11 protein-coding genes are annotated in these 15,284 nt (G+C 68.4%); 8 read left to right on the forward strand and 3 right to left on the reverse strand.

The features are described from left to right. Nucleotides 1-78: 78 nt before the first annotated feature. The 4 genes from folE (at nt 79) to IAE58_RS17120 (ending at nt 6,360) form a co-directional block, all read left to right on the forward strand. Nucleotides 79-690 carry a GTP cyclohydrolase I FolE gene (gene folE / locus IAE58_RS17105; RefSeq protein WP_108763269.1) on the forward strand — a complete coding sequence of 204 codons (612 nt, stop codon included), beginning with the start codon at nt 79-81 and terminating at the stop codon, nt 688-690. Between the two features lie 115 nt (nt 691-805). Further along, nucleotides 806-2,275, forward strand: a complete 1,470-nt coding sequence (locus IAE58_RS17110; protein ID WP_199934370.1) for a DUF3375 domain-containing protein — start codon at nt 806-808, stop codon at nt 2,273-2,275. Further along, a complete protein-coding gene (locus IAE58_RS17115; protein WP_199934369.1) occupies nt 2,262-2,963 on the forward strand; it encodes a DUF4194 domain-containing protein in 702 nt (233 codons plus the stop codon). Before IAE58_RS17110 ends, IAE58_RS17115 begins: the two co-directional genes overlap by 14 nt. Before the next feature lie 16 nt (nt 2,964-2,979). Next, nucleotides 2,980-6,360 (forward strand): SbcC/MukB-like Walker B domain-containing protein, encoded by a 3,381-nt coding sequence (locus IAE58_RS17120; protein ID WP_199934368.1) that lies wholly within the window; start codon nt 2,980-2,982, stop codon nt 6,358-6,360. Between the two features lie 89 nt (nt 6,361-6,449). Here the strand turns inward: IAE58_RS17120 and IAE58_RS17125 are convergent, their stop codons facing one another. Next, the gene (locus tag IAE58_RS17125) at nt 6,450-7,229 is read right to left on the reverse strand and encodes a sulfite exporter TauE/SafE family protein (protein WP_199934371.1); all 780 of its coding nucleotides are present in this window, start codon (nt 7,227-7,229) and stop codon (nt 6,450-6,452) included. An 83-nt stretch (nt 7,230-7,312) separates the two neighbouring features. Here IAE58_RS17125 and IAE58_RS17130 point away from each other — a divergent pair, with 83 nt between their 5' ends. Then, entirely contained in the window at nt 7,313-7,705 is a 393-nt protein-coding gene (locus IAE58_RS17130; RefSeq protein WP_199934367.1) for a YchJ family metal-binding protein, read from the forward strand. 3 nt (nt 7,706-7,708) lie between these two features. Here the strand turns inward: IAE58_RS17130 and IAE58_RS17135 are convergent, their stop codons facing one another. Continuing rightward, nucleotides 7,709-8,989, reverse strand: a complete 1,281-nt coding sequence (locus tag IAE58_RS17135) for a GGDEF domain-containing protein (RefSeq protein ID WP_199934366.1) — start codon at nt 8,987-8,989, stop codon at nt 7,709-7,711. 141 nt (nt 8,990-9,130) lie between these two features. Between IAE58_RS17135 and egtB the strand changes: the two genes are divergently transcribed. From egtB to IAE58_RS17150, 3 genes are all read left to right on the forward strand, one after another. Continuing rightward, on the forward strand, nt 9,131-10,402 hold the full coding sequence (gene egtB / locus IAE58_RS17140; RefSeq protein ID WP_199934365.1) for an ergothioneine biosynthesis protein EgtB: 1,272 nt from the start codon (nt 9,131-9,133) through the stop codon (nt 10,400-10,402). Next, nucleotides 10,399-11,379, forward strand: coding sequence for an L-histidine N(alpha)-methyltransferase (egtD, locus tag IAE58_RS17145; protein ID WP_199934364.1), 981 nt, complete (start codon nt 10,399-10,401; stop codon nt 11,377-11,379). The genes egtB and egtD overlap by 4 nt, the downstream gene beginning before the upstream one ends. Nucleotides 11,380-11,457: 78 nt before the next feature. Next, nucleotides 11,458-13,614, forward strand: coding sequence for a lytic murein transglycosylase (locus tag IAE58_RS17150; protein ID WP_233615012.1), 2,157 nt, complete (start codon nt 11,458-11,460; stop codon nt 13,612-13,614). A gap of 51 nt (nt 13,615-13,665) precedes the next feature. Here IAE58_RS17150 and IAE58_RS17155 read toward each other — a convergent pair whose 3' ends face one another. After that, nucleotides 13,666-14,874, reverse strand: coding sequence for a benzoate/H(+) symporter BenE family transporter (locus IAE58_RS17155; RefSeq protein WP_199934362.1), 1,209 nt, complete (start codon nt 14,872-14,874; stop codon nt 13,666-13,668). Nucleotides 14,875-15,284 lie beyond the last annotated feature (410 nt).

A 15,284-nucleotide genomic window follows, 5' to 3' on the forward strand; every position in this document is an offset into this window, starting at 1 on the left:
CCGATGAACCCGACCCACAGGACGACCCACCCCCCGGTCGGGTACGATGCTCGCCCCCCGTTCGGGACGCTGTACGCAATGAGCAAGAACAACGAAAAGGCCGCCCCGCAGGGCGATGTGACCCAGGACCAGGCCGAGGATGCGGTGCGCACCCTGCTGCGCTGGGCCGGCGAGGACCCGTCCCGTGAAGGCCTGCTGGATACCCCCCGCCGCGTGGCCGAGGCCTATGGCGACTGGTTCAGCGGCTACCGCGACGACCCGCGCGCCTACATGGAACGCACCTTCGAGGAAGTGGCCGGCTACGACGAACTGATCGTGCTGCGCGACATCGAATACGAAAGCCACTGCGAACACCACATGGCGCCGATCATCGGCCGCGTGCACGTCGGCTACCTGCCGGCCGGCAAGGTGGTGGGCATCAGCAAGCTGGCCCGCGTGGTCGAAGCCTACGCCCGCCGCTTCCAGGTGCAGGAAAAGATGACCGCGCAGATCGCCCAATGCATCCAGGACGTGCTGCAGCCGATCGGTGTGGGCGTGGTCGTGGAAGGCGCCCATGAATGCATGACCACCCGTGGCATCCACAAGCGCGGCGTCAGCATGGTCACCTCAAAGATGCTGGGCAGCTTCCGCGACGACGCGCGTACCCGCGCCGAGTTCCTGCGCTTCATCGAAGTGGGCAACAAGCGCTGAGTCGCTTGCCTGCGCCCCGCCGGCCCGCCGTGGCCGGCCGCGCCCGCGCGGCCGCATTGCCTGCGGCCGCCTGCGGCTGCCTTCCGCACCCCGCCAACCTGATCACTGTCGCTGCATGAAGCACCGCGAACGCATCTCCCGTTACCGCACCCTGCGCGAACAGCCGCAGTGGAAGCTGCTGGCTGCCGACCATGCTCCGGAAATCATCGGCCTGTTGCAGGGCCTGCTGATGGACGGCGAGCGCACGCTGCCCTCGGCGGTACTGCACGAACGCCTGCAGCGCGCCCTGGACCAGCTCAACAGCGATGAACTGTCGCGCGACCTGCCGCGTACCGCGCAGGCCTACATCGCGCACTGGCTCGCCCAGGGCTGGCTGGAGCGCCGCCTGCCCGACGGCGCCGACCAGGAACAGTACGAACTGTCCACCCCCGCGCTGCAGGCCATCCGTTTCGCCGACAGCCTGGAACAGGCCCGCGTGGCCGCCACCGAAAGCCGTCTGGCGCTGGTGATCGAACAGCTCTCGCAGCTGGCCGCACAGACCGAATCGGACCCGGACGCACGCCTGTCTGCGCTGCGCGACGAGCGCGACCGCATCGATGCGGAAATCGCCCGCGTCGGCGCCGGCCGGGTAATTGCCCTGGACGGCAAGCGCGCGCTGGAACGCACGCGCCAGATCATCGGCCTGGCCGACGAGTTGACCGAAGACTTCCGCCGCGTGCGTGATGACTTCGAGCAGCTCAACCGCGATTTCCGCGAGCGCATCATCGACGACGAAGGCGAGCGCGGCGACGTGCTGTCGCAGCTGTTCGAAGGCGTGGACGTGATCGGCGAGAGCGATGCCGGGCGCAGCTTCCAGGCCTTCTGGCGCCTGCTCAACGACGCCGAACAGAGCGCCCAGCTCGATGCCGCGCTGGAAGCGGTGTTGGCGCGTGGCTTTGCCCGTCGGCTGGACCGCAACGAACGCAACTTCCTGCGCAGCTTCACCAGCACCATGCTCGAGCGTGGCGGCCAGGTACACGACGTGCTGCAGAACTTCGCGCGCAGCCTGCGCGGTTTCGTGCAGAGCCGTGGCTACCTGGAACAGCGCCGCTTGAACCAGTTGCTGAAGCAGGCCCAGTCCGAAGCGCTGGCACTGCGCGACGAGTTCCCGGCCCAGCGCGGCATCGGTCGCGACCTGCAGCTGACCACCAGCCGCCTGCGCTCGTGGTCGCAGTGGAAGCTGCACGATCCGCGCAGCGCGCAGGTCGATGGCAACGTTGAATACAACGATGCGGCCAGCATCAGCCTGGAAAGCGTGGGCGACCTGGTGGCCTCGTCGGAGATCGACTTCCGCACCCTGCGCCGCGACCTGCACGATCTGCTGGACGCGCAGCCGCGCCTGAGCATCGCCCAGGCACTTTCGCAGCGCGAAGCACCGCAGGGCCTGGGCAGTGTCATCGGCTACCTGTCGCTGGGCACGCGTTTTGGCAACGTGGTGGCTGGCGAGCAGGAGCTTGCGCAATGGCGCGGCGGCGACGGCCAGGTACGCCGCGCACGTATTCCGCTGGTTTGGTTCACCCAGGAGAGACGCCATGAGCTGGCATGAAGACCCCATCGAAGCAGCGGCGGACGAGCTGGTCGAAGACGCCTACGAAGCCGAACCGGCACCGACGGCCTCGCCGCCGCGCCGCGGCAACGATGTCTATTACATGGGCGACACCGGTCGCCTGCCGCTGGATGCGCGCCGCGCGCTGTGCCAGCTGCTGATCGGCCCCAGCATCGACCAGCTGCGCCACGCCAAGCTGTGGCCGGCGCTGATCCGCAGCGAAGCCGGCATCCGCTCGGCGCTGGCCGATCTGTTCCTGGAACTGGTGCTGGACCGCGACAGCGGCGTGGCGTTCACCCGCCAGGCCGACACCGAAGACGTGGATGCGCCGGTGCTGCTGCGTACCTCGCCGCTGACCTTCATCGATTCGGTGCTGCTGTTGTTCCTGCGCCAGCAGTTGGCCGAGGCCGACGCGCGCGGCAACCGCGCCGTGGTCGCCGATGCCGAGATGGCCGAAGCACTGGCCATCTATGAAAAGAACCTGTCCACCGACCGCGCCGGCTTCAACCGCCGCGTGGCGTCGGCCGTGCAGAAGATGAAGGACAACCACATCCTGACCCGCCTCAGCGGCCAGGAAGACCGCCACGAAGTCTCGCCGGCGCTGAAGCTGCTGTTCTCCGCCGAAGACGTGTCCCAGCTTTCGGCGGTCTACCGCCAGCTGCGCGAAACCCCGGCCGCCGAGGCCTGAGAGACCCGACCACCGCATGGCCATTTCCAAGCACACTCCCGCCCTGTTCAACGACGGCCTGCCCGACCCGCGCCTGCAGCAGTTCCGCATGCGCCGCCTGCAGGTGCACAACTGGGGCACCTTCAACGGCCTGACCGAAGTGCCGATTGCCGAGCGTGGCTTCCTGTTCGTCGGCCGTTCCGGCTCGGGCAAGTCCACCCTGCTCGATGCGATGTCTGCGCTGCTCACTCCGCCGGCCATCGTCGACTTCAACGCCGCCGCCCGCGAAGCCGAGCGCAGTGGCCGCGACCGCAACCTGGTGTCGTATGTGCGCGGCGCCTGGGCCGACCAGCAGGACAGCGGCACCGGCGAAATCGCCACCCAGTACCTGCGCAAGGGCGCCACCTGGACCGCCCTGGTGCTGGAATACCGCGCCGGTGATGGCCGCGTGGTCAGCCTGGTGCGCCTGCTGTGGATCTCCGGCAACGGCACCTCGGCCGGCGATGTACGCAAGCACTACATGATCGCCGAGCGTCCGTTCGACATCGCCAAGGATCTGGGCGGCTTCGACCTGGACCTGCGCAAGCTGAAGCAGAAGCTGGCCGACGTCCACCATTTCGACACGTTCTCCGGCTATGCAGAGCGCTTCCGCGATCTGCTGGGCATCGACAGCGAGATGGCGCTGCGCCTGCTGCACAAGACCCAGTCGGCCAAGAACCTGGGCGACCTGAACGTCTTCCTGCGCGACTTCATGCTCGATACGCCGCGCACCTTCGATGCGGCCGAGCGCCTGGTCAGCGATTTCGCCGAACTCGATGGCGCGCACCAGGCCGTGGTGACCGCGCGTCGCCAGGTGGAAACCCTGCTGCCGGCGCGCGCCCACTACAACGACCTGAAGGAAATGTCGCGCCAGCGTGGCGACGACGAAGCCCTCAAGCTGGGCATCGACAGTTTCCGCGAAAGCCGCCGCCAGCTGCTGATCGAAGCGCGCCTGCGCGAGATGGACGTGCGCGACCGCGGCCTGCTTGGCGAGGAATCGCAGCGGCGTGCCGCGCTGGACAACCACACCGAGCGCCTGGCCGAACTGGAACTGCAGCGCCGCCAGCAGGGCGGCGAACGCATCGAGGAACTGGAACGCGAGCAGGGCCGCGCCGAAGCCGAGCGCGACCGTCGCCTGGCCAAGTACAACCAGGCCCGCGAGGCCGCGCAGAAGCTGCAGGCCGAACTGCCCGACGATGCGCACGGCTTTGCCGAGCTGGTCGCGCAGGCGCAGACCGAACTGCAGGACCGCCAGCGTGCATCCAGCGCCCTGGACGATGCGATCAGCGACCGCCTGGGCGGCAAGCGCGATGACGAGCGCCGCTTCAGCGAAGTGCGTGGCGAACTGGAGGCGATGCAGCGAACGCCGTCCAACATTCCCGCGCCCATGCAGAAGCTGCGCGCGCGCCTGGCCGAAGAGACCGGCATTTCCGAAGCCGCACTGCCGTTCGTGGGCGAGCTGATCCAGGTGCGTTCGGACGAACAGGCCTGGCAGGGTGCCATCGAGCGCGTGCTGGGCGGCTTCGCCCTGTCGCTGCTGGTCGATGACAAGCACTACAACGACGTGGCCGAATGGGTGAACCGCACCCACCTGGGCATGCGTTTCACCTACTACCGCGTTCGCCGCAACGACGAGGCGTTCGCCCGCGAGCCGTCCGGCCGTTCGCTGCTGCACAAGCTGGAACTGCGCGACCACGTGTTCGAAAGCTGGTTGCGCCGCGAGCTGGGCAAGCGCTTCGACTACGAATGCGTGGATGCCAAGCAGCTGCGCAACGTCGATCGCGGCATCACCCGCGAAGGCCAGGTCAAGCACCCGGGCGACCGGTTCGAGAAGGATGACCGCAGCGCAGTCGGTGACCGCCGGCGCTGGATCCTGGGCTTCAACAACCACGACAAGGTCGGTGCGTTCGAGAAGGAAGCGCAGGAACTGGCCAAGCGCATCGCTGGCTGCGAGACCGACATCGCGCGCCTGCGTGGCCAGCGTGACCGCGACAACGAACGCCGCCTGGCCTGCCACGAACTGGTGGGCATCAGCTGGAACGAGATCGACATCGCCGCCCCGCAGCAGCGCGTGGCCGACATCGAAGCCAGCCTGCGCGACCTGCGCGAAGGCAATGCCGACCTGGCCCGCCTGGCGCAGCAGATCGATGCGGTACGCGCCGATATCGAACAGGCCCGCCGTACCTACGAAGACACCCGCGTGGAGCGTGGCCAGCTGGTGCGCGAGCGCGACCGTCTGGACCGCGCACGGCAGCAGAGCCGTGCGCTGGTGCTGCCGGCGCTGGCCCAGGAGCAGGAAGCCGGGCTGTCCGAACGCCTGCAGGAGCAGGGCCCGCTCAGCCTGGAAACCCTGGAAGCGCACATGCGCCAGGTCAGCAACGCGCTGAACGAGCAGTTGTCGTCCTCGCAGCAGGACGTCAACCGCGTCGAAAACCTGCTGCTGGGCTGCTTCCGCCGCTTCATCCAGCAGTGGCCGGAAGAATCGGGTGACTTCACGGTCTCGGTGGCGTCGGCCGATGATTTCCTGGCACGTCTGGAACGCCTGGAGCGCGACGGTCTGCCCCAGCACGAAGAGCGCTTCTTCGACCTGCTGCAGAACCAGAGCAAGAACAACCTGCTGGCCCTGCAGCGGCACAGCGCCGAGGCCCGCAAATCGATCGGCCAGCGCCTGGACGAAGTGAACGCCAGCCTGGAACAGGTGCCGTTCAACCGTGGCACCCTGCTGACCATCGAACTGAGCGATCGCCGTCTGCCGGAAGTGGGCGAGTTCCACCAGCAGCTGCGTGAAGTCCTGTCGCAGCAGCAGACCGAACAGCGCGAAGTGGCCGAATCGCAGTTCACCGTGCTGCGCCAGCTGGTGAACCGGCTGGGTTCGCAGGAAGGCGAGGACAAGCGCTGGCGCGAACTGGTGCTGGACGTGCGCATGCACGTGGAATTCATCGGCGTGGAACTGGATGCCGAAACCCGCCAGCAGGTGGAAATCTACCGCAGCGGCGCCGGCAAATCCGGCGGCCAGCGGCAGAAGCTGGCCACCACCTGCCTGGCCGCAGCGCTGCGCTACCAGTTGGGCGGCGCCGACAGCCAGCTGCCCAGCTATGCCGCCGTGGTGCTCGATGAAGCCTTCGACAAGGCCGACAACGAGTTCACCGCGTTGGCCATGAACATCTTCGACAACTTCGGTTTCCAGATGGTGGTGGCCACCCCGTTGAAATCGGTGATGACGCTGGAGCCGTTCATTGGCGGCGCCTGCTTCGTCGAGATCAGCGGCCGCCACGATTCAGGCGTGCTGCTGATCGAGTACGACGAAGAAGGCAAGCGGCTGAAGCTGCCCGAGCGCAGCCGCCAGCAGGCCAGCGAACCGGAAGAAGCCGACGCCTGATGGGTAGCGCCGGGCCACGCCCGGCGGCTCTCTACCGCGGAAACAGCGTGCCAACCAAGGTTGGCACCTGTCGGGTCATCGCTTCACGCTCACGCGCCGCGGAACGTGTCCCACGCCATCCGCGCGATCAACACCACCACCAGGCCCACGAACAGCTTGCGGATGAAGGGCGTGCCGCCCTTCAACGCCAGCCGCGTGCCCACCACCGAACCGATGATGTTCGCCGCCGCCATCGGAAGCGCGAACAGCCACAGGATGTTGCCGGTGGGAACGAAGAACGAGATGGCGGCCACGTTGGTGGCCAGATTCACCACCTTCGATGCGGCCGAAGCGCGCAGGAAGTCCAGGCCGAAGAAGCGCACGAACAGGAAGATCAGGAAGCTGCCCGTGCCCGGCCCGAAGAAGCCGTCGTAGAAGCCGATGGCCGCGCCGATCGCCAACGCGATCGCCAGCTCGCGGCGGCCGATCTCCTGCGGCCGGTGCAGAGCGCCGAAGTCCTTCTTCCACAGCGTGTAGCCCAGCATCGCCACCAGCAGCACCAGCACCAGCGGGCGCACCGCGTCCTTGGGCAACAGGCTGACCGCGGTGGCACCGGCAAAGGAAAACACGAAGGCCGTGGCGGCCGCGAACAGCACCGGCTTCCACGGAAAACGCACGTTGCGCGCATAGCGCCAGGCGGCCGCGCCGGTGCCGAACATCGAGCTGAACTTGTTGGTGCCAAACAGCATGGCCGGGGTCTGCTGCGGCAGCACCGTGAACAGGCCGGGCAGCTGCACCAGGCCGCCGCCGCCCACGGCCGCATCGACCAGGCCGGCAATGAAGGCGATCAGCACCAGCCACCACAGTTGGGGGGGAATCAGCTCCAGCACGGCCATCAACCACAGCAGCAGGGCGCGACAGCATACGCCCATTGCCGATGGAAGCCTGCGCCGGCCCGCGCGACAATACCGCCATGAAACCCAGCCCTGCCGAAACCTGCCCCTGCGGCCTGGCCGCGCCCTACGCCGCGTGCTGCGGCCGCTACCATGCCGGTGAAGCGGCGCCCGATGCCGAGCGCCTGATGCGGTCGCGCTACAGCGCCTACGTCCGCCAGCTGGCTGATTACCTGCGCCAGACCTGGCACCCCGATACCCGCCCGGCCGAGCTGTCGCTGGACGATGCGCCCGGCCAGCGCACCCATTGGCTGGGCCTGACCGTGCACGAACACACCGTCACCGGCGCCGATACCGCCGAAGTGCGCTTCACCGCCCGCTACCGCATCGGCGGCGGCAGCGCGGTGAAAATGACCGAGCACAGCCGTTTCCAGCGCACCGACGGCCGCTGGTACTACCTCGACGCGGTCTGAGGCTCAGCCGGCGCGGACGGCCAGCACGCGCTGGCCGCCATGCGCGCAGACCCGGTTGCGGCCCTCTTCCTTGGCCGCATACAGGGCCTGGTCGGCTGCCTTCACCACGCCGGCCGGGCGCGGGTCCACCCGGCTGTCGGCCAGGCCGATGCTCACCGTTACCTGCACCACGGCACCGGCGCCACCGCGGCCGCGCTGCTGCTGCCCGGCGGTGTCGTCACGGCTGCGGGTGCGGCGGTCGCGCAACTGCATGCGGCTGTCCTGGATGCTCTGCCGCAGTGTCTCCACCGCTTCGACACAGGCCTGGGCAGGCCGGTCCAGGAACACCACCGCGAATTCCTCGCCACCGTAGCGGAAGGCCCGGCCGCCGTCGCTTACCCGGGCCAGACGCGAAGCCACCAGCTTCAGCACGTCATCGCCGGTGTCGTGGCCATGGGTATCGTTGAACTTCTTGAAGTGGTCCACATCGACCATGGCGATGCTGTAGGTGCCGGCCGCGCGTCGCAGCGTTTCGTTGAAGGCGCGGCGCCCGGGCAGCCCGGTCAGCTCATCGCGGAACGCCATGTGGAAGGATTCCTGCAGGGTTGCGCCCAGCAACAGCAGCAGGGCTGCCACGCTCAGCGCCGGCAGCAGTGCCGGTTGCAGGTAGATGCGCGGCAGCATCCACCACAGGCACAGCAGCGCCAGCAGCATGGCCGTGTGCAGTGGCCGCGGCCGCCGCCATGCCTGCCAGCCCAGCGCCACCGTGGCCAGCAGGAACAGCAGCGCAGGCAGCTGCGCCAGCGCGTTCCAATCGCGCGGCACCCATTCGAAATGGCGGTTGGACAGCAGGTCGTGCATGCCCTGCGGCTGCTGCGCGGCCAGCAGGATGAAGATGGCCAGCACGGTGCCGCTGGCGATCGCGCGCAGCAGCAGGTCCTGGCGGCGTCGCCCGCGCTCGGGCCACAGCGCGTGGGTAGCGAACAGCAGCGGCAGCCAGGCAGAAATGGCGTGGAAGCGCAGCGGGGTCAGCGCACTCACCCGACCCTGCCGCAGGAAGTGCGCCACGTCCGGGTGCAGCACGCTGAAGACCGCGGCCGCCACCAGCAACAGGCACAGGGTGCGCACCTGGTTGTACATCAGTGCCAGGCCGGCGCCCAGGCAGGCCAGCAACCACGGCAGCACGCGCTGCCCGGCACGGGCCACGTCCTCGTTGCCCAAAGTGGCCCACAGCACCAGCGCAACCAGCAGGGCGGGCAGCACGAACAGGTAATGCGCAGGCTGGCGGAGCGGATGATCGGACAAGCGTGGTTCCCGCGCGGTCACGAAGCGGCCGCGGCAAAGCCGTTAGCGGCGTTGCCGCGCGCTTCTTGAATACGCAGCCTGTGAAAGCGGTGCTGGCACGCCATGACGTGGCGCTCACCCACGACGGTCGAAGCTGGCCCCATGCACAGCGCACCCGCCGCCGTCGCTGCCGCGCAGCGTGATCTTGCCCGCCAGTTCGCCCGTGTCCGCGGGAGAAGCCTGCAGCTGGCCGCGCCGCTCAGCGCCGAAGACGCAATGCTGCAGAGCATGGACGATGCAAGCCCCAGCAAATGGCACCTGGCCCACACCACCTGGTTCTTCGAACGTTTCGTGCTGGCCAGCCTGCCGGGCCATGCGTGCTGGGATCCCGCCTGGGATTTCCTGTTCAATAGTTACTACAAGTCCCTGGGGCCGGCCCATGCGCGCCCCCGTCGCGGGCTGTTGTCACGGCCCTCGCTGCAGCAGGTCCGGGACTATCGCCAGCACGTGGACGAACAGGTGCTGGCACGCCTGCTCGATGGCGATCTCGGCGAGCACGCCCTGCAGCACCTGCAGCTGGGCCTGCAGCACGAACAGCAGCACCAGGAACTGCTGCTGACCGACATCAAGCACGCGTTCTGGTGCAATCCACTGCAGCCGCCCTACGATGCGTCGCTGGCGGCCGTGGCCAGCGTGCAGACGGCGCAGGCCTGGATCGAACGCGAGGAAAGCATCGTGGGCATCGGCGCAGCGCCCTGGCCACGGCAGGCCGCGTTTGCCTACGACAACGAATCGCCGCCGCACCGGGTGCTGCTGCCCGCCCATGCGCTGGCCGACCGTCCCGTCAGCAACGGCGAATTCCGCGCCTTCATCGAGGCCGGCGGCTATCGCGAGCCGCAACTGTGGCTGAGCGAAGGCTGGGCGCTGTGCGAAAGCGAGGGCTGGCAGCACCCGCTGTACTGGCACGACGATCTGCAGCAGGAGTACACGCTTGGCGGCTGGCGCGCGCTCGACCCGCATGCACCGGTCTGCCATCTCAGCTATTACGAAGCCGATGCCTGTGCCCGCTGGCATGGCGCACGCCTGCCCACCGAATTCGAATGGGAAGCTGCGGCGGCGTCGCAGCCACCGGTCGGCCACTTCGCCGACGATGACCGCCTGCATCCGTACGCGGGGCAGGGCAGCGGCCTGCGCCAGCTGTTCGGCGATGTGTGGGAATGGACCAGCAGCGCCTACGGCGCCTATCCCGGCTTCCGTCCCTTCGCCGGCAACCTGGGCGAATACAACGGCAAGTTCATGTGTGGGCAGTGGGTACTGCGCGGCGGCAGCTGCGCCACCCCGCGCGGCCATGTGCGTGCCAGTTACCGAAACTTCTTCATGCCACCGGCGCGCTGGCAGTTTTCCGGCCTGCGCTTGGCCAAGGATCTTCCATGAGTACCGTACAGGACGCGCTGCAGGCGCTGACCGATCTCACTCCCGGCCGCCAGCAGCTGCTGGCCGATGCCGTGGCCGGCCTCTCGCGGGCGCAGCGACAGCTGCCGTCGAAGTACTTCTACGATGCGCACGGCTCGCGTCTGTTCGAACGCATCACCCACACCCCCGAGTACTACCCCACGCGCACCGAACTGGCGCTGCTGGACCTGGTGCTGCCGGACATCGCGCGGCGGGTGGGCCCGCACGCGCACGTGGTCGAACTGGGCAGTGGCAGTGGCCGCAAGACCGCACGCCTGCTGGATGCACTGCACCAGCCGGTGGCCTATACCCCCATCGAGATCTCGCGCGCGGCCCTGCTGTCCAGCATCGAGCTGCTCGTCCCGGCATTGCCGGACGTGGAAATGCTGCCGGTCTGCGCCGATTTCACCCGCCCGGTGCAGGTGCCGCTGCCTACCCGCCCGGCGGCGCGGCGGCTGGTGTTCTTTCCCGGCTCGACCCTGGGCAACTTTGCCGGCGATGATGCGATCGCCCTGCTGCGCGCCATGCGCCAGACCATGGGCGCGGACGGCCTGGCACTCATCGGCATCGATCTGCACAAGGACCCGGCGTTGATCGAAGCCGCCTACAACGACGCCGACGGCATCACCGCCGCCTTCACCCTGAACCTGCTGACCCGCCTGAACCGCGAAGTCGGCAGTGACTTCGATCTGCAGGGTTTCCGCCACCAGGCGCGCTACAGCACCGCCCGCCTGCGCATCGAGACCGATCTGGTCAGCCAGTGCGAGCAGGACGTGCATCTGGATGGCCGCACGTTCCACTTCCAGACCGGTGAACGCATCCGGGTCGAGTACAGCCACAAGTACACCGATGCCAGTTTCGACCACCTGCTGCAGCAGGCCGGCCTGGAAGCGGTTGCCCACTGGAATGCGTCCGACCCGGCGTACGGCCTGCGCCTGCTGCGCGCCAGCGCCCAGTGACGGCAGCGCCGGGCGCTGTCCGCCGGCGGCGCGTTACCATGGCCAGGTAACGGCAACACGGAGGACGCCATGCCCTTGATGACCACGCTCGGCCTGGCCGCCGCCCTGGCCACGCCTGCGGCGCTGCCCGCTGCGCCCGCCACCGATCCGGCGTTTGCCGCCTGCATGCAGCAGCTGCAGGTCAGCGCGGGTCGCCAGGGCATCGCCGCCGATCGCTTCAGCGCGCTCACCGCGGGCCTGCAGCCCGACCCCAGCGTGCTGCCACTGCTGGACGCGCAACCGGAATTCACCACGCCCATCTGGGATTATCTGGCCGCCCTGGTCGATCGCCAGCGGGTGGACGACGGCCGCGCGCGCCTGCAGCAGTACCGTGACCTGCTGCAGAAGATTTCGGCGCAGTACGGCGTGGATGCCGCCACGATCGTCGCGGTGTGGGGCGTGGAAAGTGACTACGGCCGCGTGTTCGGCAAGCGGCCGCTGCTGCAGTCGCTGGCCACGCTGTCCTGTGCGGGCCGTCGCCAGCCGTTTTTCCGCGGCGAGCTGCTGGCGCTGCTGAAGTTGATCGACCAGGGCGATCTGCAGCAGCAGGGCCTGACCGGTTCGTGGGCCGGGGCCTTCGGCCATACCCAGTTCATGCCCAGTACCTATGCGCGCATTGCCGTGGATGGCGATGGCGACGGTCGCCGCGATCTGGTCGGCAGTATTCCCGATGCGCTGGCGTCCACCGCCAACTACCTGCAGCGCGCCGGCTGGCGCACAGGCGAACCATGGGGAGTGGAGGTCCGCATCCCCGAGGGCTTCAAGGCGGCCCAGGCCGGTCGGACCCAGCGCCGCCCGCTGGCGGACTGGCGCGCGGCCGGGGTCACGGCGCTGGACGGCACGACGCTGGCCCCCGCCGGCCTGCCCGCCGATGCGCGCGCGGCCGTGCTGCTGCCAGCCGGGGTGAAAGGGCCGGCGCTGCTGGTGTTCCGCAACTACGATGCGATCTACAGCTACAACGCGGCTGAAAGCTACGCGCTGGCCATCGCCACCCTGGCCGATCGCCTGCGCGGGGGGACCGGCCTGGTCACCGCCTGGCCCACCGATGATCCTGGCCTGGGCCGCGATGAGCGCCGCCAGCTGCAGACGCTGTTGCTGGCACGTGGCCACGACATCGGCAGCGCCGATGGCATGATCGGTACCGCCAGCCGCCGCGCCATCCAGAGCGAACAGCGCCGGCTGGGCTGGGCCACCGCCGATGGCCGCGCCGGGCAACGTATCCTGCGTGCCCTGCAGGCCGAGCCGCGCACCCCGACGGTGCCCAGTCGCTTCAGTCTTCCCGCCAACTACAGTGCCGCGCAGTCGCCGGCCCTACGGAGTCGTTCCAGCGTGCAACAGATCCTGGGTGTCAGCAGTGGCCAGTTCCAGGGACTCGATGCCTGGCTGGTGGAAACCCCCTTCGCGACGGCGGCCATCAGCGTGTTCGGTGGTCAGCTGCTGTCGTTCATCCCGAAGGGCCAGACCGACGTGATGTGGCTGTCGCCGCAGCGTGCGGCGCTGCCCACGCCCATCCGTGGCGGCAGCCCGGTCTGCTGGCCGTACTTCGGGCGCCAGGGGCAGGGCAACGACGTGCCCGCGCATGGTTTCGTGCGCACCCTGCCATGGGAACTGCAGCAGGCGCGGCGGCTGGACGATGGCAGCATCGAACTGACCCTGGTGCCGCCGGCGCTGCAGGACCTGGGCCTGCGGCTGTCCATGACCGTGCGCGTGGGGCGCGAGCTGCGCCAGCAACTGGTCACCGAAAATACGGGCAGCACGCCGGTCAGCTTCACCCAGGCACTGCACAATTACTTCCGCGTGGGCGATGCCACCCGCGTGGAAGTCGATGGCGTGGACGGGGTGGACTATCAGGACAAGTTCGAGAACTACGCCCAGACCCGCCGCCAGCAAGGGCCCTGGTCGCTGCGTGACCCGCGCGATCCCGGTCGTAGCGACCGCATCTACAGCCCGGCCGGCGGGCGTTACGTGCTGCGCGACCCGGTGCTGAAGCGCCGCATCCAGCTGGCGACCGAGGGCAGCCGCTCGCTGGTGGCGTGGAATCCCGGTGCCGAAGCGGCCGCGAAGATGGCCGATGTGGGCGAGGGCTGGCGCGAGTACGTGTGCCTGGAAGCGGCCAACGCCGGCCCGGACGTGGTGACCGTGGCGCCCAACGGCCGCCACGTGCTGCTGCAGACGGTGTCGGTGTCGCCGCTGTAAGCGCCGTCCCCGAGGTCCGTTGCCGGGCGGTCCGGCAACGGCCGATCTCGCTCAAGGGGTGCGGCGCGGCCGCAGCACCAGCAGGCACAGCGCACCGGCCACCAGCCCCCAGAAGGCCGAACCAATGCCGGCCAGGGTTACGCCCGAAGCGGTGACCAGGAACGTGACCAGCGCGGCTTCGCGGTCGCGCTCCACCGCCAGTGCATTGGCCAGGCTGTTGCCGATGGTGCCGAACAGGGCGATGCCGGCCACGCAGGCCACCAGCTCGCGGGGGAAGGCGGCGAACAGGGCCGCCACCGTTGCGCCGAACAGCCCGATGACAATGTAGAACGCACCGGCGGCCATGGCCGCGGTATAGCGCCGGGCCGGGTTCTCGTGCGCATCGCGGCCCATGCAGATGGCCGCGGTGATGGCAGCCAGGTTCAGTGCATAGGCACCGAAGGGGGCCAGCAGCGTGTTGACCACCCCGATCCAGCCGATCAGCGGGGACACCGGTGCCTGGTAGCCCGAGGCGCGCATTACCGCCACCCCGGGAATGTTCTGCGATGCCATGGTGACCATGAACAAGGGCAGGGCGATGCCGGCCACCGCCGACCAGGACAGCGAAGGGGTGACCCACTGCGGGGTGGCCAACTGCAGGTGTACCCCCTGCGCATGCAGCAGGCCACGACTGGCAGCCAGCGCGATGCCCACCAGCAGCGTGGCGATCACCGCATAGCGCGGGAACAGCCGGCGCCCGGCCAGCCAGGTGCCGAACATGGCCAGGGCCAGCACTACCTGGGTGTTCATCGCCACGAACACATCCAACCCGAAGCGCAGCAGCACGCCGGCCAGCATGCCGGCGGCCAGCGCCATCGGCACCCGCTGCATCAAGCGGGCGAACACCCCGGAGAAGCCCGCCACCATGCCCAGCACGGCGGCCAGCAGGAAGGCGCCGGTGGCTTCAGAGAGCGAAGCCCCGCCTGCACCCACCACCAGCATCGCTGCACCGGGGGTCGACCATGCGGTCACCACCGGTACCCGGTAGCGCAGTGACAGGCCGATGCAGGTCACGCCCATGCCCAGACCCAGTGCCCACATCCACGAGGCGATCTGCGCCTGGTCGGCACCGACCGCCTGCGCGGCCTGGAACACGATCACCGCAGAGCTGGCAAATCCCACCAGCACTGTAATGAAGCCTGCCACCACGGCAGGGAAGGAGAGATCGCGCCACCAGGGCGAGTGCGGCGATGCAGCCGGTGCGGTGTGTTCGGTATCCATCCCTGCATACATAGCGTCAGTGGCGCGGTGTGCGCAACGCGAGCGCACGGCTGTCATCAGGATGAAAGAAAAGGGTTGACGAATCCTGCAGGATCTCTAGAATTCGCTCCCTTGCTGCAGCGCGCCACTTCCTCGGAAACGGCATGCGACCAGCAACGCCACCACCGCCGGACGAGATGATCGAACGAAGGTGTTGACGGACTGAAAAAGTCCGGCATAATAGGCGGCTCGCAACGACGAAAGGCCCTCGGGTCCAACGACGAAGCGGCATCGGCAACAACGTCCACCCCGGTGAGACGGCCTTGAAAAAAGGTGTTGACGAAGCGGAAAAGCCGGCTATAATGGGCGGCTCGCTACGGAGGAAACTTCGCAGCACACGGGAACGGCGCTGAGGCCACTTCCCAAGATCT

Origin of the sequence: Stenotrophomonas sp. S49, from assembly GCF_016624905.1 — a bacterium.
In the GTDB taxonomy this organism is placed as follows: domain Bacteria; phylum Pseudomonadota; class Gammaproteobacteria; order Xanthomonadales; family Xanthomonadaceae; genus Stenotrophomonas.

Excerpts from the sequence above, each read along its gene's own strand:
- IAE58_RS17115 (WP_199934369.1), top strand. The coding sequence starts at position 2,262 with ATGAGCTGGCATGAAGACCCCATCGAAGCAGCGGCGGACGAGCTGGTC.
- IAE58_RS17155 (WP_199934362.1), bottom strand. The coding sequence starts at position 14,874 with ATGGATACCGAACACACCGCACCGGCTGCATCGCCGCACTCGCCCTGG.
- IAE58_RS17110 (WP_199934370.1), top strand. The coding sequence starts at position 806 with ATGAAGCACCGCGAACGCATCTCCCGTTACCGCACCCTGCGCGAACAG.
- egtD (WP_199934364.1), top strand. The coding sequence starts at position 10,399 with ATGAGTACCGTACAGGACGCGCTGCAGGCGCTGACCGATCTCACTCCC.
- IAE58_RS17120 (WP_199934368.1), top strand. The coding sequence starts at position 2,980 with ATGGCCATTTCCAAGCACACTCCCGCCCTGTTCAACGACGGCCTGCCC.
- egtB (WP_199934365.1), top strand. The coding sequence starts at position 9,131 with ATGCACAGCGCACCCGCCGCCGTCGCTGCCGCGCAGCGTGATCTTGCC.
- IAE58_RS17130 (WP_199934367.1), top strand. The coding sequence starts at position 7,313 with ATGAAACCCAGCCCTGCCGAAACCTGCCCCTGCGGCCTGGCCGCGCCC.
- folE (WP_108763269.1), top strand. The coding sequence starts at position 79 with ATGAGCAAGAACAACGAAAAGGCCGCCCCGCAGGGCGATGTGACCCAG.
- IAE58_RS17150 (WP_233615012.1), top strand. The coding sequence starts at position 11,458 with ATGACCACGCTCGGCCTGGCCGCCGCCCTGGCCACGCCTGCGGCGCTG.